This window comes from Pedobacter punctiformis (assembly GCF_027213715.1).
In the GTDB taxonomy this organism is placed as follows: Bacteria; Bacteroidota; Bacteroidia; order Sphingobacteriales; family Sphingobacteriaceae; genus Pedobacter; species Pedobacter punctiformis.
The window spans coordinates 20398-45430 of sequence record NZ_JAPWGM010000002.1; the positions used below are offsets into that span (position 1 = coordinate 20398).

21 protein-coding genes are annotated in these 25033 nt (G+C 36.6%); 10 read left to right on the top strand and 11 right to left on the bottom strand.

Annotation, left to right across the window (positions count from 1 at the left end; all coding sequences use genetic code 11):
• Positions 1–9 precede the first annotated feature (9 nt).
• On the top strand, positions 10–378 hold the full coding sequence (locus tag O0955_RS05915; RefSeq protein ID WP_269426620.1) for a RagB/SusD family nutrient uptake outer membrane protein: 369 nt from the start codon (positions 10–12) through the stop codon (positions 376–378).
• Between the two features lie 40 nt (positions 379–418).
• Positions 419–1378, top strand: a complete 960-nt coding sequence (locus O0955_RS05920) for a RagB/SusD family nutrient uptake outer membrane protein (protein ID WP_269426621.1) — start codon at positions 419–421, stop codon at positions 1376–1378.
• 139 nt (positions 1379–1517) lie between these two features.
• On the opposite strand, the gene O0955_RS05925 is transcribed toward O0955_RS05920, so the two are convergent.
• The 3 genes from O0955_RS05925 to O0955_RS05935 all read right to left on the bottom strand — a co-directional run bounded on the left by O0955_RS05925 (position 1518) and on the right by O0955_RS05935 (position 3138).
• Entirely contained in the window at positions 1518–1904 is a 387-nt protein-coding gene (locus tag O0955_RS05925; RefSeq protein ID WP_269426622.1) for a hypothetical protein, read from the bottom strand.
• 112 nt (positions 1905–2016) lie between these two features.
• On the bottom strand, positions 2017–2475 hold the full coding sequence (locus O0955_RS05930; RefSeq protein ID WP_269426623.1) for a MauE/DoxX family redox-associated membrane protein: 459 nt from the start codon (positions 2473–2475) through the stop codon (positions 2017–2019).
• A 102-nt stretch (positions 2476–2577) separates the two neighbouring features.
• Entirely contained in the window at positions 2578–3138 is a 561-nt protein-coding gene (locus tag O0955_RS05935; RefSeq protein ID WP_269426624.1) for a hypothetical protein, read from the bottom strand.
• Between the two features lie 217 nt (positions 3139–3355).
• Between O0955_RS05935 and O0955_RS05940 the strand changes: the two genes are divergently transcribed.
• Positions 3356–3808, top strand: coding sequence for a hypothetical protein (locus O0955_RS05940; RefSeq protein ID WP_269426625.1), 453 nt, complete (start codon positions 3356–3358; stop codon positions 3806–3808).
• A gap of 246 nt (positions 3809–4054) precedes the next feature.
• Positions 4055–4714, top strand: coding sequence for a hypothetical protein (locus tag O0955_RS05945; protein WP_269426626.1), 660 nt, complete (start codon positions 4055–4057; stop codon positions 4712–4714).
• 8 nt (positions 4715–4722) lie between these two features.
• Here the strand turns inward: O0955_RS05945 and O0955_RS05950 are convergent, their stop codons facing one another.
• Positions 4723–6813 (bottom strand): HRDC domain-containing protein, encoded by a 2091-nt coding sequence (locus tag O0955_RS05950; protein ID WP_269426627.1) that lies wholly within the window; start codon positions 6811–6813, stop codon positions 4723–4725.
• 254 nt (positions 6814–7067) lie between these two features.
• Between O0955_RS05950 and O0955_RS05955 the strand changes: the two genes are divergently transcribed.
• Both O0955_RS05955 and O0955_RS05960 read left to right on the top strand, forming a co-directional pair.
• Positions 7068–7760: a competence protein CoiA family protein gene (locus tag O0955_RS05955; RefSeq protein WP_269426628.1), complete on the top strand. Its 693-nt coding sequence runs from the start codon at positions 7068–7070 to the stop codon at positions 7758–7760.
• A gap of 107 nt (positions 7761–7867) precedes the next feature.
• Positions 7868–8248 carry a YchJ family protein gene (locus O0955_RS05960; RefSeq protein ID WP_269426629.1) on the top strand — a complete coding sequence of 127 codons (381 nt, stop codon included), beginning with the start codon at positions 7868–7870 and terminating at the stop codon, positions 8246–8248.
• A gap of 94 nt (positions 8249–8342) precedes the next feature.
• Here the strand turns inward: O0955_RS05960 and O0955_RS05965 are convergent, their stop codons facing one another.
• Entirely contained in the window at positions 8343–8591 is a 249-nt protein-coding gene (locus O0955_RS05965) for a hypothetical protein (protein ID WP_269426630.1), read from the bottom strand.
• A 157-nt stretch (positions 8592–8748) separates the two neighbouring features.
• Between O0955_RS05965 and O0955_RS05970 the strand changes: the two genes are divergently transcribed.
• A complete protein-coding gene (locus O0955_RS05970) occupies positions 8749–9339 on the top strand; it encodes an HPP family protein (RefSeq protein ID WP_269426631.1) in 591 nt (196 codons plus the stop codon).
• A 281-nt stretch (positions 9340–9620) separates the two neighbouring features.
• On the opposite strand, the gene O0955_RS05975 is transcribed toward O0955_RS05970, so the two are convergent.
• The 3 genes from O0955_RS05975 to O0955_RS05985 all read right to left on the bottom strand — a co-directional run bounded on the left by O0955_RS05975 (position 9621) and on the right by O0955_RS05985 (position 12962).
• On the bottom strand, positions 9621–11363 hold the full coding sequence (locus O0955_RS05975) for an ABC transporter ATP-binding protein (protein WP_269426632.1): 1743 nt from the start codon (positions 11361–11363) through the stop codon (positions 9621–9623).
• A 59-nt stretch (positions 11364–11422) separates the two neighbouring features.
• The gene (locus tag O0955_RS05980; RefSeq protein WP_269426633.1) at positions 11423–12178 is read right to left on the bottom strand and encodes a class I SAM-dependent methyltransferase; all 756 of its coding nucleotides are present in this window, start codon (positions 12176–12178) and stop codon (positions 11423–11425) included.
• A 109-nt stretch (positions 12179–12287) separates the two neighbouring features.
• Positions 12288–12962, bottom strand: a complete 675-nt coding sequence (locus O0955_RS05985) for a phosphatase PAP2 family protein (RefSeq protein ID WP_269426634.1) — start codon at positions 12960–12962, stop codon at positions 12288–12290.
• Between the two features lie 243 nt (positions 12963–13205).
• Here O0955_RS05985 and O0955_RS05990 point away from each other — a divergent pair, with 243 nt between their 5' ends.
• Positions 13206–13418: a cold-shock protein gene (locus O0955_RS05990; RefSeq protein ID WP_269426635.1), complete on the top strand. Its 213-nt coding sequence runs from the start codon at positions 13206–13208 to the stop codon at positions 13416–13418.
• A gap of 497 nt (positions 13419–13915) precedes the next feature.
• Here O0955_RS05990 and O0955_RS05995 read toward each other — a convergent pair whose 3' ends face one another.
• Positions 13916–14266 (bottom strand): hypothetical protein, encoded by a 351-nt coding sequence (locus O0955_RS05995; RefSeq protein ID WP_269426636.1) that lies wholly within the window; start codon positions 14264–14266, stop codon positions 13916–13918.
• A 278-nt stretch (positions 14267–14544) separates the two neighbouring features.
• On the opposite strand from O0955_RS05995, the gene O0955_RS06000 reads away from it, so the two are divergent.
• Both O0955_RS06000 and O0955_RS06005 read left to right on the top strand, forming a co-directional pair.
• The gene (locus O0955_RS06000; protein WP_269426637.1) at positions 14545–15762 is read left to right on the top strand and encodes a sterol desaturase family protein; all 1218 of its coding nucleotides are present in this window, start codon (positions 14545–14547) and stop codon (positions 15760–15762) included.
• Positions 15752–16444: a lysoplasmalogenase gene (locus O0955_RS06005; RefSeq protein WP_269426638.1), complete on the top strand. Its 693-nt coding sequence runs from the start codon at positions 15752–15754 to the stop codon at positions 16442–16444. The genes O0955_RS06000 and O0955_RS06005 overlap by 11 nt, the downstream gene beginning before the upstream one ends.
• 398 nt (positions 16445–16842) lie before the next feature.
• On the opposite strand, the gene pbpC is transcribed toward O0955_RS06005, so the two are convergent.
• Positions 16843–19218 (bottom strand): penicillin-binding protein 1C, encoded by a 2376-nt coding sequence (gene pbpC, locus O0955_RS06010; RefSeq protein WP_269426639.1) that lies wholly within the window; start codon positions 19216–19218, stop codon positions 16843–16845.
• Between the two features lie 162 nt (positions 19219–19380).
• Positions 19381–24978: an alpha-2-macroglobulin family protein gene (locus tag O0955_RS06015; RefSeq protein WP_269426640.1), complete on the bottom strand. Its 5598-nt coding sequence runs from the start codon at positions 24976–24978 to the stop codon at positions 19381–19383.
• Between the last annotated feature and the right edge of the window lie 55 nt (positions 24979–25033).

A 25033-nucleotide genomic window follows, 5' to 3' on the forward strand; every position in this document is an offset into this window, starting at 1 on the left:
ATAAAAAAAATGATGAAAAAGATATATCAATTGATGCTTGCTTTTTTAGCTGTAGCATCTTTAAACAGTTGTAAAAAATATTTGGATGTAAAATCGAATGCTAAACTCGTTACCCCTCACACTTTAAGCGATGCACAGGGATTACTGGATGATGCAACCATAATGAATATAAAAAGTACGCCTTCTTATGGCGAAACATCCGCTGATGATTACTTTTTGCCCCTGAGCAGCTATAATGCTGCGGGAGTTTTGGGTCAGGACATTTATGTTTGGAAAGCTATTGATTACAGAATTGGCAACGATTGGTCTTATTCTTATCTGGCGGTTTACAATACAAATCTGAGTTTGGATATACTGGATAAAAATAGAGCGGAATAAGGAGAATGCACAAGCCTGGGATAATGTAAAAGGTTCTGCTTTGTTTTACAGATCATTTTACTTTCTGGGTTTATTAACTCAATATGCATTTGCCTATGATGAAAATACTTCGGATAAAGATTTAGGCATCGTGTTACGGCTCAATTCCAATTTTAACGAACCTTCATCCAGGGCAAGTGTAAGGCAATGTTATGATCAGGTTATAAACGACCTGTTGTTATCCCTTAATTATTTACCCGATTATGCTTTAAACCAGCTCCGGCCATCAAAAGGGGCAGTATATGCTTTGCTAGCCCGGGCTTATTTGTATAAACTGCAATATGATATGGCCCTGAAATATGCGGACGAAGCCCTTAAATTAAATAGCCAGTTAATGGATTATAATGCTGATCCTGGTATCGTGAGCCTTACTGCCGCTGTACCTTTCAAAAAATTTAATAAAGAAACCATCTTTTATGCTGAAATGTTCAGCTTTATTGGCCTTCATATTCCGGCAACAGCCAGGGTAGATTCAACACTTTATGCAAATTATGCAACAAATGATTTAAGGCGCTCTATCTTTTTCAAAGCCAATGGAAACTATCAGCAATTTAAAGGCAGTTATGCTGCTAGTGCAGGTACCTTGTTTAGTGGTTTAGCCACGGATGAATTGTACCTCACCAGAGCCGAATGTCGTGCTGCTTTAAATAATGTGCAAGGTGCAATGGATGACCTGAATCTATTGCTTAAAAAGCGATGGAAAAATACGGCTGTTTTTCTACCCGTTACATCAGCTGATAAAACAGATGCCATCAGGAAAATTCGCTTAGAAAGACGAAAAGAACTATTGATGAGAAATATGAGGTGGATTGATGTAAAGCGCTATAATAAAGAAGGTGAAAATATCATCATGAGCAGACTGGTGAACGGTAAATTGATCAGTATTCAGCCCGATTCAAGGTATTATGCACTTCCATTGCCGATAGATATTATTGAACAGACCGGAATGCAGCAAAATTAAAAAGAAAGGGGATCATAAATTTATTCCTTCCCGGACTTGTTAAGTTGAGTCTGTTGAAATGCTTTAAAGCAAATTTGAACGGATTCTTCTGTAAGCTCAGGCTGACAAATCTATATTTATGATCCTCCTTTCAAATACATTAATCGGCCCGGTTAGTAATTAACATATTTTCATCTGCAGAGCCAATAACATAAGCTGTTCCAAGTGTAGTATGAAGTTGAGCACTTAAATTGGTGCTTGTTTTTAGTGTGGGCGCACTGGCAGGATTATTAACGAAAGTATCAGATACCTGTATGGTACAGGCTTTTTGAGGAGTATCGTCACATACAGTTTCATTACTGCTGTCGTAAATCCAATTGTTTTCATTTTCTACATCTGTTTTACTAAATGATGGTCCACTATAGTAAAAAGTATAGGTGTTCGTTTTGGCGTGATCAGCCTTAAAAGCCGCACCAATAAATACAATTGCTAAACCAAAAGCAGCAGCAAGTATGCCTGTGCCAAATTTTTTGATGTCTTTATTCATAAGAAAAATGCTTTGTTACATTGAAAAAGCAAGAGAAAAAGTTTAGTTAAATTAAAATTGTTGATTTATAAAGTCGTTTAATGTGGCCGATACCAGCTGTTACCAAAAGCCACTATTTTATTTTGCTATTTTTCAGTTGCCTCCTTTCTTCCTGAGTAAAAAGATATAAACCAATGGCATTAATTGTAATGAAGAATAAGTTGAAGAGAAGATGTGTTTTCCATCCCAATATTTTTAAAACTCCACCACAACTGCAGGGTTTATTTTCGAAATAGCCTGCTAAAATGAGTAAGATGTAAATGGTAAATAACACCAATAAAAAAAGAGATAATATAAGGCCTGATTTTCGACTTAGCGGAATCATCAGCAATGCAACGGTGAGTAATTCTATTGCAGGTAATAAATAGCTCAATGCATTTAACAAGTCCGGTAGCAGATGTTGCATGCTCAGTTCATGTTTAAATGTATCAAAACTAAGCAGTTTACTACATGCGGTATAAACCCAAAGCAGTACCAGAAGAAATAGTATGCCATTAAAGACCTGACAGGGCGTTAAAAGATTTTGTTTCATATTGCTGATTGAATGGTTCAAATTAGCGAGCAATATGTATAGCTTTAACTTTGTAGTTAACGCTATATTTACTTGGTAAACAAAGTTTTATATGTGCTGTACTTATAGTAGTTTGAAGTAAATGGAGGTGAAATAATCATAATTAAGTTTCAGGTAATTGCAGATGTCCTTTTTTTGAATTTCAATTAAGTGAGGGCGATACCTTATCAGAAAAAGTTCAATTTTTCTTTGAGCAGATTTTTCTTCCAGTATTCTTTGGCGGTAAACCATTCCTTCATCATAATCTGCACAAAGTGCATCATAAATAGGTTTTAGCTCTTTAAAATGATGATATAAGCTTATTAGTTGCTCAAAATTCATGTGCAAAACACAAGAATCTGCACAAGCCTTTAAATAAAAACGCTTATTCAATTTTCGGGTTAATATACAGTGGCCTTGTGGAATGAAATTTACAATAGAAGGTCTTTTTCGTTCATCAGCGTCATATTCTTTAAATAATCCGTTTGATAACCAGGCAATTTGCCCTTCCTGTCTGTTAAAATTTTCATCTGTTTTAATAACGGAACATTGGATGGTTTCCGAAATAAGCACCCAGGCATCAGAACGCAGGGCTCCTAAACTTTGAAGTTTAAGTTTTAAGGTTGTTAGTGGGAGGGAAAGCATATGGAGTGTTTTTTAGATCAGGTATAAGAGTAAATATATTATTAATAATACATTTATTATTTTATTTTTGTATTTAAAATGTATTATATTAATTTTTATAATGTATTATTAATTATTATTTAGAATAAAATAGAAGTATGGTGGAAAAAATTTATAAATAATTTATGTAGCACTTTAACATTGCTGCACGTTTAATAATAAAACCAATACAACTGTTATGAAAAAAACGCTGAAACTTGTCTCGCTTCTGTTCATTTCTTCACTTTTCATCTTTGCCTGTAAAAAGAAAAATAACGAAGCACCCTATAATCCAATTAAAGGCGCCTGGGTAGAAACTCCCCAGCAAACCTATAATAGAAAGATAGTATTTAATGATAACGGGAAGTTTACCATGTATATGACCAACACCATCGATGCCAATTATCTGGTAACCCTTAATGGGACGTATACTGCACAAGGAGAAAACTTAACAGTCAATATTACTGAAGAGTGGGTAAAGCAAAGCAATGGAACGGTAGTTAAAACTCAACTTCCACAACAGTATAATCTATTTGAAAAAGGAACTTTTAATATCAGCAATACGGTGCTTACGATTAACTACTTAACCTATCCTGCTGACGCACCTGTAAAAACGCTGGCAAAATTTAATAAAATACTAGCAATAGACTAAAATATTAAGTCGGTATTGTAAATGCTGTAACAGGAGATTTTGATCTGCTTGCTACAGCATTTTTTATTATCGTGTGATTTACAAGCACAAATAATTTATTCTTATTAAGTGTTGGTATAAAGCTAATTAAGTGCCTTTAAAGCATTTTAGAGGTTGTTATTGAAAAGTTTTTTGCCCGAGACCGGTCAAATTTTACTAAATTTATCCCAACAGATATAAAGCTGAAACCGAACATTTTTATCACGTTTGCAACTCTCAATATTTTCTACTCCCACCAACCCCGAACCTCAGGATCGTAATTTAAGCATTTGCTTAATTGAGGCAGCGCATTATGTTATGGCGTTGAATTTTACAGATGAATTTTCATTGCTTTACATCACCTTAAACCATAACGAACGCTCCGCAAAAGGTGGTTTTCGTTTTGTTCGTAACGGTCATCTTAAAATGCATCCAACGGTTTATGATCACCTGGCATTAATTAGTATTTCGGGCATATGCGCAGCTACTATTAATACACACGGGCTTGAACTGGTGACTTTAGAACATAATCGTTTTCCAATTGATTCTACACTATTGGTAATGGCAAATTGCGAAGAGGATTACGCTAATTTTAAGCGGCTGGTTAGCCCAATATCAAGGCATTTTTTACTTTCAGCAAGAGAAGTACAATGGAGTAGTATGTTAGCTGCTTTTAACTTTTTTGTGGCACCGGGGGTTTGGGAAAGTGTTCAGTTTATTGCCAATTTATTAATAACAGGCCCTGAGGATAAACTGATGCATCCGGATATTTTAACCGCGTTAAAAGTCACAAATAATTACAGCGCTTTATGTATAGCGATGGATCAATTAAGAGCCTTAAGATACCCGCTTTCAAAAGCAGCACTCAAGGTCAGTATCACTTCATAAATTACATTTTAAAAAAGTTCGTTGGTTCCCAGGTAATTATTAATCGACTTAATAATTTCCCTTCCATGATCTGTTGCATTTCCAATGCCAACGCCTTTTATAGCCGCCAATTGTTCCGTAGATTTTGGTAGTTTTTCTGCAATAAGCTGTAAAACCTGTTCGGAGAGTATGGTATGCTCAGCAACATTTCTTTTCTCACTAACTCCTTTTCTCCAGGACAGCAAATCGTGATAGAGTAGCGGGTTTATAATTTTTTTAGGTGCGTCTATTTTTTTAACAGCTTCAGTTTTCTGATCAATTTCTTTTATGCTGCCTGCATGATAGGCTTGCATATACGTAACCGGATTAAAATTATCCCATGAAATTTTAAATAATTCCAGTTTAATGTTTAAAGCATTAAAGCAATAATTCAACAGGTTTAAAATTTTCTCCGAATGTTCATCCCGGTAAATCTTCAGCTTATGAAATTCAATTATCTCCTTTAAAATACCTTCAATTTTTGGAATAAAATAGGCAGATGCTTTTTTAAGGCGCTCCATAAATAAGTTTTCCGTTTTAAGATCATTAGTTTCCGGTATTTTAGAACGTTCCTGATTTTTAAACTGATTGGCGATTTTTATAATTTCTGTTTCTAATATTTTACTGCACTGATCCATTAATTTACGAAAAGCACTATTCTCTACCGTATGGTTAAAATTAGATAATTTAAGCTGCTGCCAATGATTTTGAATCATCTGAAAATCAAGCAGATCATCAATTAAACTCCATTCAAAGGCCATCCGGTAAAAATCCAGTTGTTTATGATCTGGTTTTGTTTCGGTAGATTGCTTAGTAAACTTGATGACGCCTGAATCGGTAATGATATTTTCCATTTTAACAGGCGATTTTAACACCAATCCTTCCAGGCTGCGACAGCGGCTTAAAGCAACATAAGCCTGGCCGTGGGTAAAAGAAGAACTTACATCAACAATCGCTTGCTCAAAGGTTAAGCCCTGACTTTTATGCACGGTGATGGCCCAGGCCAGTTTAAAAGGGTATTGAGAGAATGTACCTGTATTAACTTCGTTAATTTTATTTTCTTCCTGATTAAGGTTGTATTTAAGGTTTTGCCATTCTTCGGGTATCACTTCCAGCGCAGAACCATCATCTATAAACTGCACTTTAACCGAATCGCTGTTGATGGCTAAAATCTTTGCAGCTTTACCATTATAAAATTGTTTTTTGCCTGATGAATCATTTTTAATAAACATCACCTGTGCACCAACTTTTAATTGTAGTATTTCATCAACCGGGTAGGCATCTTTGGGGAAATCTCCTGAGATTACGGCCTGATGCAAGTATATTTCGCCTGCTAATTTTTCTAAACACTCCTGATTAATTTGCGTAACCAGATGATTGTGTGTTGTTAAGGTTACATATTCGTCTTTCCATACCTCATCTAAACCCGGATCGTAACGTTCGTTAAGCCGGTCCAGCAAAGCTGAACTAAGTGTGTTTTCTCTTATTCCATTTAAAATATCCAGAAAAACAGGATCAGACTGGCGATAAACTTTATCCAGCTGAAAAGTAGTCATGGAAATGGAGCGTAATACCTGGCTGTCGAAAAAATATGGGCTTGGATAATAGGTTTTAAGGATATGCCAGGCATCATGAGCAATGGGAGAGAGTTGATAAAGATCGCCAATCATCAAAACCTGTACACCACCAAAAGGGCGTGATGAGGCTTTAACGGTACGCAGTGCATGATCAATAAAATCAATTAAATCTGCCCTAACCATACTGATCTCATCAATAATAAGCAGATCCAGGCACCTCAACAATTTAATTTTATCTTCAGAATACCGTACCTCCTGAACAGATACCTCGCCTTGCTTTACCGGAATAAGTGGACCAAATGGAATTTGAAAAAAGGAGTGGAGTGTTACTCCACCGGCATTAATTGCCGCCACTGCTGTAGGTGCAACAATAGCAAAGTTCTTTTCAGTGGTATCTTTTATGTGTTTGAGCAGGGTTGTTTTTCCTGTTCCGGCCTTTCCTGTTAAGAAAACCGGTTGGTTGGTCAGTTTAAGAAAATCGAGTATGAGCTGATTATCGTTCAATGTATTGCATTTATCACCCCGCTATTATAAAGCAGGACTTATTTATGATTAGCCAAATATTTTAGGCAGTTGTTTGCTGTTTTTGCAAAGATGCCCGAAAATTTTTAATCAGCATCATTTAAACGGTGATTTTTTGCTGATTGTATTTTGGCTAAAAATACAATCATTTTTTGTTTTTACACTAAAAATATTAGTATATATTTGTTTCTGTTTATTAATAATTGTTTTACCTAAAATAATGTGTTTATCCGCACATGAAGTTTAAAGATTCTGAATCATTGTCAATACAGCAGTATAGCTTTAATGAAGAGCCGGATCAAATTGAGGTTAAACCAGCAAAGGTTAAAGAATACTATGCTAGAGAAACGCCCTGGCACCGAAACTGGAAACTGGCTTTCCCTGAAAACTGCCGGGAGATTGGTTTTTATGATGATAAGCTGGGAGAAATTCATCGGGCAGACGTGCATACACCTTCAGGCTTTACAATCGAATTCCAAAATTCGCCCATTACCCTGGCCGAGCTCAGCAGCCGGGAAGCTTTTTATCCTAAATTGATTTGGGTGTTAAACGGCAAAAAGTTTAAGGGCTTCAGGATATTAAAAAACCTGCCGGATGTAGATGATCCTGCTTTAGAAAATTATGAATTCTGTCATACAGATCATCTTTCTATGATTCGGAAAACTGAAATTTTAAATGGATTAACAAAACCGAAGGTTTTAAACTTTTACCATCCTGAATTAAAAAAAGTAGCCATAACCAGCCATTACTATTCCTATTGCTGGAAACAACCACATGCAGTATGGTTTATGGCTAAAGCACCTATTATTGTTGATTTGGGTGGCCATTTTTTGTACGAACTTAAAAAAAGAAAGCAGGCATCAGGCGATTATACCTATTTGAAATTAATCACCCGGAAATCATTTATCGAACAATATTTAAATGTTTAAAACTAAAGAGGGCTTTAGTTTATTAAAACGCATAATTAAGATTTACAGCCTAAACTTTTGCTCCTGGTATAAATTATAGCTTGTTATTAATACCTTTGAAATTCAATATGAATACAACCAATTGTGCCTGTTGCTCCGGATTAAGTTATGCAGATTGTTGCAAACCTTTTCACCAAAATAAGGCCATTCCTGCAAGTGCTGAAGCATTAATGCGTTCACGATATTGTGCCTATGCTTTGCATTTGATAGATTACCTGGTCGAAACTACCCATAAAAGTCAGCGGCATCTGCATGCTAAAAAAGCCGTCCAAAACTGGGCTGTTGCCAACATCTGGTTAAAGCTCGAGATTTGTGAAGCGATGGGTGAGGTTGTAGAATTTAAAGCTTATTATCAAAATGGTTCACAATTGCATATTCATCACGAACGGTCAACCTTTAAGCTTGAACATGGGAAATGGTATTATTTAAGCGGGCAATTTTTTGATTAGTTTCTGTTTCCATTTTTAGCCTGCCTGACGGATTCATTATTCATTTAAATTAAAATGATAAATGTGTTGAAAGCTGGTTATAGTTTTAATCTTTTCAATTTGCAGGGTGAGAAAGATGATTTTCAATTTCACCGGCAATCTGATTAATTTCCAGGGTATTTAAATGTAATTCCGGCCAGTCTTGTCTGCCGTGTTGATAATCAAAAGGAGGTAGGTCTCCAGGTAAAATGTCTTCTTCTGGTACAAGCTCCCAGTCATTTCCAAGATTACGGATAGCACCAATTATGCCGCCAAAATAGATGATTTTATAGTAATCTTCTTCTGGCAATATAGTTAAGGTCAAATGGTGTTGACTATGAACAATATGGATATTAAAAGGGTGCATATTGGTGTAACAGTTTTGGTTGATTATGGTTTTTAAAATGTTCAATTATTATAAAATAATCAAAAATTTAATACTCTAGAATTTTAGTCGTAATTATGCATAAAAATAATATGCATTGAAAAAACACATCAGGAGGCAATACCGCAAGGCCAAATACATATTTTATAAAGAAACATTAATCGATTTCAGGGAGCATTTCTGGACTTTTGTTGGTTCATTTTTGGGCATCGGAATTATCGGGTTTCTTAATAGTAAATATTTCACCGCTTATGAAAATCTTTTTCTAATTGGTTCTTTTGGTGCATCTTCAGTACTTATTTATGGTTTAATTAACAGTCCGCTGGCACAACCCCGGAACGTAATTGGTGGTCATGTTGTTTCTGCTCTGGTAGGGGTAACTATCTATAAACTCATTCCCGGAGAACTTTGGCTAAGTTCAGCTTTGTCTGTTTCGTTGTCCATTGTTTTTATGCAAATTACCAAAACGCTCCATCCGCCAGGTGGTGCAACCGCTTTAATTGCCAATTTAAGTTCGCCTAAAATACAGGCGCTAGGTTATATGTACGTATTGAGCCCGGTTTTATCCGGCGTAATTATTTTAGTATTAGTTGCTATACTTTGCAATAATGCCACTTCGCACCGAAGTTACCCTAAAAATAAAGAATGGTATAAAATCTGGAAACGCAGGTACAGAAAAAGTATTTAATTACTTGTAATCAATACTTCAAGCTGAGTAATTAAATATTCAGAACTATAATTTTGTTTGGTAAACCAAGGGTTGAATTTCTTTTGAAAGTTAGTCCCGCTTTATGCTATATCCCCGAAGAAAAATCGGGGGATACCGCTTCAATCAGGTTTAGTTAACACACAGCAGCATAAAATACCTAAGGCAATCAGTTTTGTGTTTGTATGGTAGATCTTTCAACAAGCCCGGGATGACACTAAGCTTAGAAAGATTTAGATAACGCAATTACCTTATTTAATCAATTATCTTCTTTCGCCAATTTGCTGACGCCACATAGAATAATATAAACCCTGTTGTTTCAGCAATTCATCATGCGATCCCGTTTCAGAAATTTTTCCTTTCTCCAGCACATAAATCGTATCTGCATGCATAATAGTCGAAAGTCTGTGCGCAATCAGGATGGTCATTTGTTCCCTTCGGTTAGAAATTTCGCGGATGGTACCTGTAATTTCTTCTTCAGTTAAAGAATCCAGGGCAGAAGTAGCTTCATCAAAAATAAGTAAACGAGGTTGCCTTAATAATGCCCGGGCAATGGATAATCTTTGTTTTTCACCTCCGGAAAGTTTCATGCCGTTTTCGCCCAAAATTGTATTGATGCCATGCGAAGCTTTTGCAATTAAACCTGTAGCCGAAGCTTTTCTCAAAGCCTCATTAATTTCTTCATCAGTAGCTGCAGGATTTACAAAAAGCATATTATCCTTAATGGTGCCTGCATAAAGCTGTGTATCCTGGGTAACGAAGCCAATTTGCCGCCTCAAAGGATTATACCTGATTTTTACTGAACTTACCGCATTAAAGCAAATTTCGCCGCTAACAGGCACATACAAGCCAACCAGCAATTTAACTAAAGTTGATTTGCCTGATCCGGAAGGGCCAACGAAAGCAACTGTTTGTCCGGTTTTAATCTCAAAAGAAATATTATCAATTGCATTGTAACCCGCGGTTTGATGTTTGAAAACGACCTGATCAAATCTCAAATCTTCCAGTTCGCCAATTTCAACAGAGTGATCGGGGCGTTGCTCAACTGGCTTATTCATCAACCTGTCAAAGTTATTTAATGAAGCATCGGCCTCACGGTAAAGAATAATCATATTCCCTAAATCCTGCAAAGGTGTAAATATTGCAGTAGATATAAATTGCATAGCAATTAGCTCTCCTGTACTTAAAACTTTCCTGAAAATTAACCAAAGTAAAATAAATAATACCGATTGTTTAAGCAGATTAAGCATGTTACCCTGAAGAAAGGAGAGGGTGCTTACCTTTTTTGCTTTCAGCATTTCAAGGTCAAATATTTTAAGGGTTTGTTTATTTAATCGCCGGATTTCTGAAAAAGTTAAACCAAGACTTTTAACCAGTTCTATATTACGCAGACTCTCAGTAATAACACCAGCCTGAGCATCTGTTTGCCGGTTTATAGAGCGTTGAATGGCTTTTATTTTCTTGGAAACAAGACCCGTTAAAGAGCCTAACAATAAAACACCAACAAAAAACACGGGAACTAACAACCAGTTTTTATTCAAACTGTACCAAAGCAGAAAACCAACACCAACCAGCGAAGAAAACAGTACGTTGATAAAAGAATTGATGAAGCGTTCGGCATCGGTTTTTACCTTTTGCAATACCGCCAGGGTTGTACCGCTTCTGCTTTCTTCAAATTCCTGAAAAGACAGCCTTAAGGTTTGTTTAAGACCATCGTTAAAAATATTCATACCAAATTTTGCAACCGTTTGTCTCGTTATATATTCCTGAAAAGATTTTAACAATTTGGCTAGTACTGCGATACCCAAAGCAAGTAAAAGCCAAGAAAGCACTTCACGAATAAGTCCGTTTTCACTTAAATTATTTTTATTGGTTGCATATTGGTCAATAATTTTCCCGAAAATAACCGGATCGAGCAGGTTGAGTAACTGTGAAGCTGCAGCTAACAATAAAGATAAAAAAATTAGTACCCGGTGGGGTTTAAGATACTTCCACAATATTTTCATTAAGATAGGCTATTTTTAAAGGTAAGAAATTATAGGGAAGGAACGGATACTAAAATCTGTCAGGAAATTTGTGCCAGGTATAACCTGGTTTCGTATTCCATTTTTACCTGTCCATTATGTTCATGCTGATCAAATAATATTTCTAATTCTTCAATCATCGAATCGTAATCCGGATGATCGAATAACGGAACAGTTGAAAAAGACAACAAATAGCCTTTTAAAGATGTTTTATCTAAATTTTGACTATGATAAAGATTTTGAATGGTAAGTTCGTGTGGCTTAAAAAAGTCCTGAATATTTTCCAGATTAGCACGGTGTGGATGAACTACATCCGGTGCATATTTAGCTTTCAAAGCCTGATATTCTTTTAAAAAATCAGTTCTGTCTTGTAAAATATTCCAGATTAAAAGTACATGCGCCCCGGGTTTTGCAATGCGGTAAAACTCTTCTTTAACCCTTGGAATATCAAACCAGTGAAATGATTGGGCTGCAGTAATTAAGTCGATACTTTGATTGTCTAAACCCGTTTCTTCTGCTGTACCGTCTACACTTTCAAAATAATCATAATGACTTAACCTGTTTTCAGCATGCAGCCTCATATCTTCATTGGGTTCAATACCCTTTAATGCATAACCATGTTTTAACAGCAATGCAGAAAAAATGCCTGTACCCGAACCGATATCGGCAATTTTAGAGTCCTTATTTAGTCCAATAGTTTGTTCTAAGTACGTTACAACAGCCTCAGGATAAGAAGGGCGGTATTTTTGATAATCATTTGAACGCTTAGAAAATCTGGTTGTTGAAGACAAATTCATGATCTAAAAATAAGCTTTGATAAAGCACAAGTTTAACCATAAAAGATGCACAAATGTTTTTCGTAACCCTAATTTTATATTCTTGTTACATATTCTTTACATAACCCCGTTACAATGCTTCCAGATTGGAATCTGATACCGTATTGGCAATATAAGCCTTCTTATTTTTAAAATAAAAGTAGCAAAGCGGAAATAAGCATATTAATCCCAATAAAAATCCACCTAAAGTATCTGTAAACCAATGCGCACCTAAATAAATCCGGGAAATAGCGATGGTTATAATTAAAAAACCGGAAATATAAGTAAGAATTAATCGGGTTGCCTTAGGGATATTATTTAAGGTATTCATTAAGATAATTAAGAAACCAAAAAATAAGACATAAGAAAGTACATGTCCACTAGGATAACTCTGAAACCGGTTTACTTCAACCAATCTGACATAGAAAGCGGTAGGCCTTGGCCGGTTAATCATGTTTTTTATACCTAAAATAATTAAACCTGAAAATAATATAAGGGCAATATAAAGGGCTTCTCTTTTATACTTTTTAAAGTAAAATATGCCTGCTACGACTAAAACTGATACTAAAGAAAAAGGAATTTCACCAAAAATACTGATGGCCAGCATCACTTTATCTAAAAAATCTGAATGATATTTTTGAATAAATACGGAAATATCAATATCAAATAAAAGTATTGGGTGATGGGCAATAAAGATGCTGAGCAAGGTAAAAGCGACGATCAGCAAAATTAATATGGCAATTAAAGTATTCCTTTTTAACAGCATTGATGTTATTCTTTAAGAGGATCAAAAAATCAAAGCTATAAATTTTACGGTTTGTTTAAATTTTTTAATGTGTTTAAACATGCAATTTTCCCGGAATTTTCGTCTGTTTAAAAATATTTAATAACGGGTAATCTGTTATCTGTCAAGGATTTTATGTCATCTGTTTAAAGTATTAAGCAACCCGAATTAAAAATATTGATTTTAGCCGCGAAAATTATTCATTATCATCCCTAAAAATGAATCATGCCAAAAGGAATTATAAAGTGGTATAACCCAAACAGAGGATTTGGATTTATCAGTTCAGAAAATGGAAGCGAAGCAATTTTTGCCGATTGCGAGAAAATTATCCACGGAGACCCCAAAGAATTAAAAGAAGGAATTAAGGTAGATTATCAGATTTTATCCGGTAAAACGGGTAAACAGGCAATTAATATAAAAATTTTATCATCCAATTAATCCGGAGTTTTTGATTTAAAATTTATTTTGATCGGGTGTCTGTTTCATGGATATAAAACAGGCAGGGAGTGATTATGCTCAAAAATTTCGTCCCGGTAAAACATACATATAACACGGATTTTATACAATTGGTATAAAGGATTAGCAGAATTGAAAAGCATTTCTAATCTTCAAATGGATAATAAGGATATCTAATGCTTTGGACAGTCGGTAGGTTTCCATCACCTGCCGACTAACCAGGGCTAATACAGGCCAACCTCCATTTTTTTAACATCATACCTTCCGAGGAACATTCCCTTAAATTTAGCGCTCTCTTTCCAACCAAAAACTGCCCTCCTAAACTAAGGATGGGCAGGGGATGGTTATTTCAATAAAACACCCGGACTGGTAGTTTTAAACTTGCAGATGAAAAATCAATCTTAAAAAAATGAAGTTAATGTAATTAAAGAAAGCCCTTAAATAATTTAAAGGTTGTTGATTCTAAAATGGAATTACTTCTACTTAACCGTAATTTGCTTTGGATCGGTTACCACAATTTGAGTCTTACCCTTAAACTCTGTAATAATTCCGCTTACACACAGGTTGTTGCCTAAAAACATACTTGCAGGTTCTGATGGGAATTTATTCTTGTCTTCTTTATTGATTACGATGGTAAGAAGTTCTTTTGGAAAAGCGCCTCCAAGATTGATCAGACTTACTTTGTCTAAAGCCTTTGTACTGTAAACAGAATCGCAAATGGTTACTGTTTTTCCAATGTATTGTCCGGCATCTTTAGATAAAATTAAGGTCTGTCCTTTTGCAAAATAAGATGCAGAAATAACAAATAATAGAAGAGATAGCTTTTTCATAACAGATGGGATGAGGTGAGTGCAAAAATACAATCAGGATAAATTAAATTTTTTCGTATCAGCTATTTGCATTACAAATGTAGAAACCAATTTAATATAAAACAAGCACCCGATTTGAAATACATAAATATTACAAAGGATTAATCCCGATTTAGTGCTGCTATTTGCGAATCTTAAATTAACTTTAACAAAAGAATAACCTTATTCGTTGATATTGAGGAGTATGATCAGTAAATTAATATTTTAAGGTTATTCATTACTAAACCAAACACTCTTTAATGAAAGTAGATTATATTGCATTATCTGTACCCGTTTTTTTTATTCTGATTGGAATAGAAGTGGCATACAATTTTTATAAAAAATTAAACTATTACCGGCTTAACGATAGCATTTCCAACTTAAGTCAAGGAATAGGACAACAACTTACGGGTATATTTATGAAAACAGCCTTGTTTTTTGGGTATAAATATATTTTTGAGCACTGGAGATTGTTTGAGTTGCCTAAAACCATTTGGATATGGATTATCCTCTTTATTGGTGTCGATTTTTTTTATTACTGGTTTCATAGAATGAGCCACCAGGTTAATGCCTTATGGGCGGCACATATTGTTCATCACCAATCAGAAGAATATAATTTAACCGTTGCTTTAAGACAAAGCTGGTTTCAGGGTTGGTTTAGCTGGGTTTTTTATTTGCCCTTAGCTTTAATTGGCTTTGATCCGCTAATGTTTTTAACTTTAAGCTCCTTTAATACCCTTTATCAATTTTGGATTCATACCCGGGCCATAAAAAGTATGGGCATTTTGGAATATGTACTTAATACCCCATCACACCATCGGGTACATCATGGATCAAATCCAAAATATATTGATAAAAACCATGCGGGCACCCTAATCATCTGGGACCGTTTATTCGGAACTTTTCAAAAGGAAGAAGAAGCGGTTTATTATGGTATTACAAAACCTTTGGCCAGCTGGAATCCAGTATGGGCAAATCTTCATTATTGGGATGATTTGGTAAAAACAGCTAAAAAATCACCCAGATTAAGTGATAAAATTAAAGTTTTTATCATGCCTCCGGGTTGGTTTCCTAAACATCTGGGCGGTTTTCAGCAAGCACCAGAAATAGATGAAAATACTTATCAAAAATATAACCCAAAATATCAGTCTAAATTAACTGGATATGTATTTACACAATTTTTAGTGGCATTAATTATAGGTTCCGCTATTTTGTTCTCTTATAATAAAATGAGTATCCTGCCACTGGTTTCGGGTATTGTATTTTGCCTCCTTACCTTAACAGGCTGTGGAGCCTTGCTGGAACAAAAAAAATGGCAGGTAAAATTCGAATATTTTAGGCTATTGCTGGGAATAGTCCTGGTGTTGTTGTTTAAATATCCAATTGGTTATCAAGTTATTTTTGTTGGCATTCAATTAATATCCTTAATTTGGTTCTTCAATTTGCAAAAATCAAACCCTGATTCCAATGAAAACTAAACTATTTTCACTGTTATTTCTCTTTGTTTTTATTGTTCAGCTGTATGCAGAATACGCAAACAATGACCGTTTAAGGATGTTCTCCAAACCGCTGATTGTTTTGGTTTTATTGTTCTGGTTATACCTGAGTACCAAATTAAAAGGACGCTTTCATAAACGAATATTTGCAGGTCTGGTTTTTGGCCTGGCAGGCGATATTTTATTAATGTGTCAGGGTAGCAATTCAAATTTTTTTATATATGGATTAATCGCTTTTTTGCTTTGCCACATCTTTTATATCCGGGCCTTTATTCTGGATCATAAATCAAATCCCGATCAAAAAAATCCATATTTTTTATGGGCAGTGCTTGTTTTTGGTGTTTTTTGTGCAGGTTTATTTTTTTACCTGCAGCCCAATTTAGGGGCACTGCAGTTTCCGGTTTTAATGTACGCCATCATCATTTCATTTATGGCTATTATGGCTGTAAATCGTTATGGAAGGGTAAATATCGCCAGTTTTAAATTAATTTTATATGGTGCACTGTTCTTCCTGCTTTCAGACAGTACCCTTGCTTACAATAAATTTGTGCAGCCTTTTGAACAAAGTGGTGCGTTAATTATGGCAACTTATATGATCGCCCAATATTTAATCGTTTATGGTACGATTGAGCGGAAATTAGTCGTGACTAAAACGCCTGTTTAAACCTGTCAATACTGTCATTATAAGGTACGAAGCAGAACGGATTTTCTTTTGAAAACCAACGTTAACGCTAAACCCGATCGCAGTGAGATGTTCCGATTTTTCATCGGGACAGAAACAGGAGCGGGACTGCAGGCTGCCAACTATTATCGCACATTCATTTCCTGATTAAAATAATCAATCCATTGTCATTGAAAGGAATAAATAAGTTTTGTTTTTGGAAAGGAAGGCCAGTAATTCTTCGGATTATTTGTTCCCGCTTTCCGCTGTATCCCCGATGAAAAATCGGGGGATGCCGCTACAATCGCGTTTAAAAAACTTAAGACGGTTTAAGGAAACCGGTTGTTTAAAGTAATTCTTCGGGATACAAGCAATTTCTTAAAGCCGGTAAATAAGATTTTTTACTTCTTTTTCTTGTCTTTATCCAATACGGTAAATACTTGAACCAATCTTTCTCCGTTCTCATCAACCAGGGTTAAGGTATGTTTACCTGCCGGCGGACTAACGGCCAGTTGATGGTAATTGGTTGTAGTGGCCACATATTCGTTATCTATATGCCAGTATATTTTTGAACCAGCATTTCGGTGCGCTGCATTTAAAACAATTTTCCCTCTTGATCCGTCCAATTCTAAAGGAATGTAAACTGATGCTCCATTTTTTGGATAAATCAATTCCATTACATTCCCACTAGTGGGGTCGCAGCCTGCCATAAATGGAGGTAAAAGCTTATAATCGCTGTTTTTAATTTTATAATAATATTCCATAGCCGGCGGCAGAATAAACCAGCTTTTGTGCGTCATACTGGTTACACTTTCACACTGATCAGTTACCCGGTAGGTTGCTGTTCTGTCTAAGTGAATGATTTTATGAAAAGGGCAGGAGGCCGTTTTTTCTCCGGCGGGAGGTACCATTTCTTCCACCGCATCCGGACAATTTTCGCCTGCTTTATAACCACTTTGTTTACAAATCTTAATTTTTTTAAGTTTAGTTACAGGGGGTTCAAACCATTTTCCATTAGGTAAAAGTCTGAAAATATCAAATAACACAGGCGCAGCGGCTTCAATACCAACCAAACCTGGCCTGCCTTCACCATCGGCATTGCCCACCCAAACGCAAACTACATAATCTGGTGTTACGCCAACAGCCCAGGCATCGCGAAAGCCAAAGCTTGTTCCTGTTTTCCAGGCTACCCGTTGAGAGGAAGAGAATTGTTCCCATAAACCCTCATCTCCGGGACGCATTACTTCTTCCATGGCATTAAAAGTAGACCATATTGAGGCATGATCTAAAAAAGAATTTCGCTGTACATCGGCCTCGCCTTTATGTGTTTGCTTTACATACACTGCGGGATGATAATCGGCTGGATTATACAAACCTTTGTAGGTGTTATAATGGTTTAGGGTTCGCACCATGCCCATGTAAGTGTTGGCTAAATCCCACATGGTTACCTCACTGCCACCCAAAATTAACGATAAGCCATAATGATCTGCAGGCTGATTTAAAGTACCGATACCTAGTTTTTTTAGTTTATCGTAAAATCTTTCATACTTATATTGTTGCAGCATTTTAACCGCAGGGATGTTTAGCGAGCGGCTCAATGCCTTATCGGCGGCAATGGCGCCATCGTAACCCAAATCATAATTTTGCGGCGAATAACCCGCTATTTGCGTTGGAATATCAGGAATTAACGTGTGTGGCAAAATAAAACCATCATTGAGCATACTGGCATATAATAATGGTTTTAGGGTACTGCCCGGACTTCTTGATGCTTTAATCATGTCTACATGACTTTGCAAAAGCGGGTCATCGGGTTGATAAACATTGCCTACATAACTGACTACTTCTCCGCTTCGGGCATCCAAAACGAGGGCAGAAATGTTGTTAATGTCGTTTGCCCGGTAACGGTTATTGTATCTTTTTAAAATGTAACTTACTTTAAGCTGAATGTTTTCGTTTAAGGTTGAAGTGATTCTGGTTGAGTTAATATTGAGCAGATTGCGTTCCGTTTTAAAGCGGTTGAGCAAATGTTGAGCATTTTGAGGTAAGGGCAGTGGTTTGCCGGGAACAGGTTCTAATTTCGATAAATTGGCCGTGGTTTGATCGATGTATTTTAATTTAACCAGCTTATCCAGTAAGTCATTTCGCTTTTTAATTAGTTTTGCTAAATTTTTACCCGGATGAACCAGAGAAGGGCTATTGGGGAGTACAGCAAGGGTAGCCATTTCGCCCCAGGAAAGGCTTTTGGCATCGCGGCCGTAGTATCGCCAGCTTGCTGATTCAAGGCCAACTACATTACTTCCAAAAGGTGCATTTGCTGCATAAAGCCCAATAATTTCTTCTTTAGAATATTTAAATTCCAGCCGGAAAGCCAGCATCATTTCCAATAATTTCTGCCAAATGGTTCTGTCTTGTTTTCTTGATAGGCGAATCACTTGCATGGTTAAAGTGCTGCCACCACTAACCACGCCTTTAGCTTTTAAATTTTGACGCATGGCCCGGCCCATAGCCAAAAAATCGACTCCGAAATGATGATAAAACCGTTTGTCTTCAAAAGCAATAATGCAACTTTTAAACTTAACGGGAACGCTGTCGGCCACAGGGAAACGCCATTGTCCATCTTTAGCAATAGATGCACTTAATAAATTGCCATTACTGGCCTCTACAACAAAGGAGGTTGGAGATTTAAAGAGATTTTTGGGTAATGCAAAAAGAAAAAACAACAACAGCAACAAGCAAATCCCATCTGAAATTAGAAATGCTTTTGGTGTTCTGTTCATTAGGTGTTTTACTGTATTGATGTAAACTGAATTTATATGATTTCTCGTTTTTAAGCCTGCTTCTTTCCTGGTTATGACGTTTATGGTCGTCATACCAACGAAAGAAGCAAGCTTATAATTGACCGTTACAAAAAGGTGCTGGTTTATTAAACTAGTTTCAGCTTATTTAACAACCTGTACCCATTTTCCAGCTTCAGTTGCCGAAATATCATTGTTGTACATGGCTTCGCATTGTACCGCCGATAAATAATATTTTCCAAGGTAAGAAGCATTCAGCAATACTTTATAAACCAAACTTTCATTTTCGCGAATGTTGAAATAAGTAAATACGCGATCATCCCTGATGTCCTGATAGGTAAAAGGAGAAGAAGCTAAAATACTCTGGTTATCATTAACACGTGTATTAATAATTTCCCAGCCTGACGGGAAAATTTGTGTTAAAGCCATTTGTTCGTAATAACCCATTCGGCCAGGGTTTTTAATCGTTATTTCTGCATAAAAATCGGTTCCTTGTTTTAGCGTTGTAGGATCTAAAGGTTTACCATTTAAATGTTTGTAGTTTACATTCATATCCAAAACCTCAGGTCGGTTAGGCAAGAAATTATTTTGTCCGGCCACCGGCTGACCTTGTAATACTAAACGAACAAACAACACATTATTTCCTTTGTTGGTTATTGCAGCAGTATTGCCCTTAAAGTTTATGGCAGAACTGTTCAGGTATTGATTAGAATTAACCGGAACCGACTTGCCATCTAAAACATACTGATAATTTAGTTTGTTTGAAGATTGGTTTGAACCACAGAATTTTGCAATAGCCAATAAACTGTAAGCCGTTGTTTGTGTACTGTACCAGGTATCTTCGCCTAATTTTGCAGCTAAAGGTTGCAGGAGTGAGGCTGCTTTAGCTTTTTGCCCAAGCAGAGTTAAGGTTTCTAAAATCATGGCACCATCACGAACATCAGAGCCATAAGTGCCACCTAATTGAGTATAAGGTTTGATTGAAGTATCTAAACCTTTAACCATATTTTGGGCAACATCATTTTGCCCTGCAAGTTTATAAGCAGCAGCAAGTCTCCATTTTGCAGCTACCGATAAGTATTCAAAAGCTCTTAAACGGTTCATTGCTGCCATTTCTGGTTTTTTAGCAAGGGCAAGCATATACAAACGATAAGCTTGAGATAAATCGCCACCATAGAAATTATTGCTGTTTGGTGCCCAGTTGATGGCTTTGGTTTTCTGGAACCGTAATAACTCATCCAGTAAACCCACCGGCAAAGTATAACCAGCATTTTGTGCTTCAATTAAAAAATGACCACCATAGTTGGTTCCCCATTCATCAGAGCTGCCTTCGCCTGGCCAGTAAGATAAACCTCCGTCAGTAGTCTGGAAGCTTTTTAAACGGTTAATTCCTGCTTTAAGGTTCTTTTCTGTATTTGCTTTTTGCTGCTCAGATAAAGGGCTTAAACGATCTAAATACAATTGAGGGAAAATGCCCGAAGTGGTTTGCTCAATGCAACCATGCGGATATTGAATTAAATAGCTTAAACGTTTACTCAGGTTAATGGCCGGAATAGAAGAAACTTCTAAAGTTCCGGAGTTGGTGCCCTGCATTCCAATTGGGGCATAATTTACCGACCACTGTTGCCCCGGCTGAACCGTTGCAGAAACTACATTGGTAATGTAAGGGTTAGGATTGCGAATATCCATTTCTACATCATATTCGGTTTTTTCTGCACCACTTTGTGCAATCACTTTAACCTTGGCAATACCAACCTGATTTGGAGCTTTCACCTCAAAATAAGTCATTTGTTCGCCCGTTTGCTTGTAGTAAAGTTGTTGCTTATTGGTGCCTTCTACCAATAAATTACTTGCCTGTAATTGTACCGAAACATTTTTTAAGTTGTTTTCAGTTGCAAAAACAGTAACCGGTAAGGTAAAACTTTCTCCTGGGCCAATTACCCTTGGTAAGGTGGCTAAAACCATCAGTGGTTTTTTTACCTGTACCGATTTTTCTGCAAATCCATATGCGGCATCCTGTCCGGCAACAACCATGGCCCTAACTGCACCAATGTATTGTGGTAATTTAAATTTATGGGTTTTGCTTTCGCCTTTGCTTAAAGTAAATGGCCCCATAAATTTAACCACAGCCTTAAAGCGGTTTGCTTTGGCCGGATTTAGGTTTTTATTAACGCTTCCATCACCACCAATACTCAAAATACGTTCTAAATTACCACCCCAGGCACCCAATACATAATCAAATAAATCCCAGGTTTTAACGCCTAAACCTTCGCGTGCATAAAATGCGCTATGCGGATCAGGTGTTTTAAAACGGGTTAAATCCAATAAACCCTCATCTACCAGGGCAATGGTATAAGTCATGGCTTTGCCGTTTTGTTCGCCCACGGTAATGGTATTTTCAGTTTCCGGTTTAATTTTATCAGCCATTTTTAGAGTTGGCTTTAAAATGGTTTGCGGATCTTCAACTGAAATTGGAATTGCGCCATACATTCTGATTGGTAAATCATTAACCGTTTGTGCGTGAGGCTGCAACAGGGTAATGTTTGCAAAAACATTTGGTGCCATTTCTTTTTCAGCCTTAAACTTAAATTGAGTTTGGCCCGCTTCGGTATCAATCCAGTAGGTTTTTAATACACGGCTTCCATTTTCAATAGAAACCAGTGCTCTTCCGTTTTTACCGGTAGGAATGGTTAAAGTAATCTCTTCGCCAACTGTAAACTTTTCTTTATTGGCGGTAAAAGATAACATCGATGCTTCCGTTGGGTTATTTCCTTGTTCGCGTTGTGCCCAGCCCGGCCAATCGATATAAACAGATTTTCCGGTTACGTGTCCACCATTTACGTCTCGAACCAAAATTAAATAACGTCCCCATTCCGGTTCATCAACCCTTAAATTCCAGTTTCCTTTACCATTAGATAAAGTAACCTGTTTTGTTTCTATAAGTTTATTGTATTGATTTTGAGTGAAATTGGCATAAGTATCCTGATTATCCTGTTCCCACCACCAGCGCCATTGTGTTTTGTACAGTTCTACCTGAACCGTTTTACTGCCGCCAAGCAGTTTTCCGTTCGTATTTACATTTACGATTTCAATTTTATGATCTTGTCCTGTAGTCAGCCTGCCACTTAAACGATCACCTTTTGGAGCCCTTACACCGAGATAATTGTTATACACATGGTAAGGAATACTAAAATTATCAATGCTGAAATTGCCTCCCGGTTCAAAAACTTTGGTTGTGAAATTTGCCCTTAAAATGCCTGGCGCTATATTATTTTCATTTAAATTGGTATTAATCTGCGCACTTCCATTTTGGTTTAAGGTGCCTTCAAAAATGGTTTTAACCTGCGATTGAAAACTCACCGTAGGATTATCAAAGCTGAAACCTTCAAAACCTTTAAATTTGGTTTCGGTTGTATTTAGGTTTACATCAACTTTTGCTTTTAAATTTTGTGCAACAGCGCCAAAAAGCCATTTTGCCGAAAGGGTAGAAGCAGAAGCGCCAGCCGTTAAATAAGGTCGGTTACCAATATTGAAATCAATTTTTAAACGATTAGGCATAACAGTTTCAATCTTAAGCGTTTTGGTAAATGTGGCTCCACCAGCTTTTACTCTGGCCATCCAGTCGCCGGTTGGCGAAGTACTTTCTGTAGCAGTTTTAAAAGTGTAAAATCCATTTACAGGTTTGCCGTTAATTAAGCGTTTGTATAATTGTCCTTTTGGATTAAAAAACTCCATTGTTACCGGATAATTGGCCGGTAATTTTTTCAATTTATCTTCCAGTACAAAAGAAACGAATATGCTGTCGCCCGGACGCCAAACGCCTCTTTCACCATAAATAAAGCCTTTTAATCCACTTTGAACAACATCTCCGCCCACATCAAAACGACTCAACGGTAGCGAATTACCGTCATCAAGCTTTAAATAACCACGTTCTGCGCCGTTTTTGGCAATTAACAGGAAGGGTTGTCTTTTCAGATCGAAACGTGCAAAACCATCACCATCTGTTTTAGCGGTATAGATAATCTGTTTCTGGTAATCCATTAACTCTAAACTTACACCGCTTAATGGTTTTGCCGTTAATATATCCGTTGCAACAATAAGCATACTGTTGTCATTACCACGTTTGGCCACCAAACCAATATTCGAAGCAATTAAGTTTCTGCTTGCCCATTTATCGTTGGTATAAAAAGATGGGGTACAAGGGTTGTTTTTATCATTCCAGCGGTAATTTGGAGGGTAATAGTTATTGTAGCGCTTCCAGAAATCATCATCCTCATCAATTTTTTCGCCATAACCATCGCCATCACTGTAATAACCCTCTTCTTCATCATCGCCGCTGTCTGCTTTTTCATCATTGGCTTTACAGTTATAGGCATTATATTCTTGCCTGAAAGCAATGGTTACCCGGTACATAGCCCCCGGTTCGGTGCGGATCATTTTATCCAGATCGAGTGTAAAACGATTCTTTTTATGCAGGTTAAGTGCTCTATCTTCATCTAAACGGACAGTTTTTTGCAAAATAGGTTTGGCTACCCTGCGTAATTCGTTCCCATCTTTATAATTATTGGTTTGAAAAAACTGTGGGATGTTGTTTTCGTAAATTTTTACTACAGTCACATCAACAGCCTTTAAATTAACCGCTTCAAATGGCAAAACCAATTTTCCAGAGTTGGGCAAAATAGTGCCTGCACCAGAAATAACCACTGCAGGAAGTTTATCTTCAAAAGTAATGCTGGCTGTTTTGCCACCCGCTAGTTTTTTACCATTGATGTTTTCAATTCCGGCATTTACATTTAAGGCATAGTCGCCTTTTAATTCTTCTGCGGCATATACTTTAACCTGACTGGCATCAATGGTGTACCTAAGGTCGCTTAAATTTCCCAGTGTAATCATTCCGGTTAAATCCTGACCAACACCAATAGGTTCAGAAAATTGAACCAAGGCATAATCTTCTTCACCCTGAATGGCTTTCATATCCAGTATTTCGAATTTATTTAAGGCAGGAACACGAATTTCCTCTTTTCCTTTTTGATCAGCGTCAATGGCATCTCCATTCCAGTCTATTTTGAGCGTTTGGTCGCTGTCCTTTTTCCGGATACTGTCTATCGTAAATTTAGAAGTGTTTTTAGCCGGATTATGCTGCCATTTAATTTTTAATTTCTGATCGAAATCTGTTTCAATGGTTTTTTCTATTGCTTTGGTTTCTTCTTCATCAGCAGTTAAGATCTCGCCTGTTAACTTCATGTATTCCAGTGAAGTATTGTTTTGGGAAACCAATCCGTTTTGTGTGAGCATCATGCCCGGAGTGATGACTTTGAATTCAAAATCAAAATCTTCCAACCCTTTTTCCGTAGCCGAAACTTCTGATAATTTGAAGGTGGCTTCATACTCTTTTCCAGGTTTTAGATTTTCATCCGGTCTGAATTCTACCGTTTGTGGATCTATCCAATAGATTTTTCCTGAAATGTTAGGAGAGAAGTCGAAAAGATCTCTTGAATCTGCTTTGCCTAAATCCTGCATACCCTGGGCAGCATTGGCCAGGTGGACACGGATAAAGCTTTTTTTAGAAATTGTACCCGAGGTATAGGCTTCGATATATTTGGCATAAGCCTGATTATCTTCGTTTGTTTTTCTTTTTCGGTTAAAGAAGAAAAAGGCAATTGCTCCAATGGAGAGGGCAAGCAAGCCAATAAAAATAAATTTTTTCTTGCTTGAAGAGGCGTAAGTAGAAGGCGTTTCCATGTCTGATTTTGGTTAAACTTGGGCTTAAATTAACCAAAATTATACTTAAACGAAA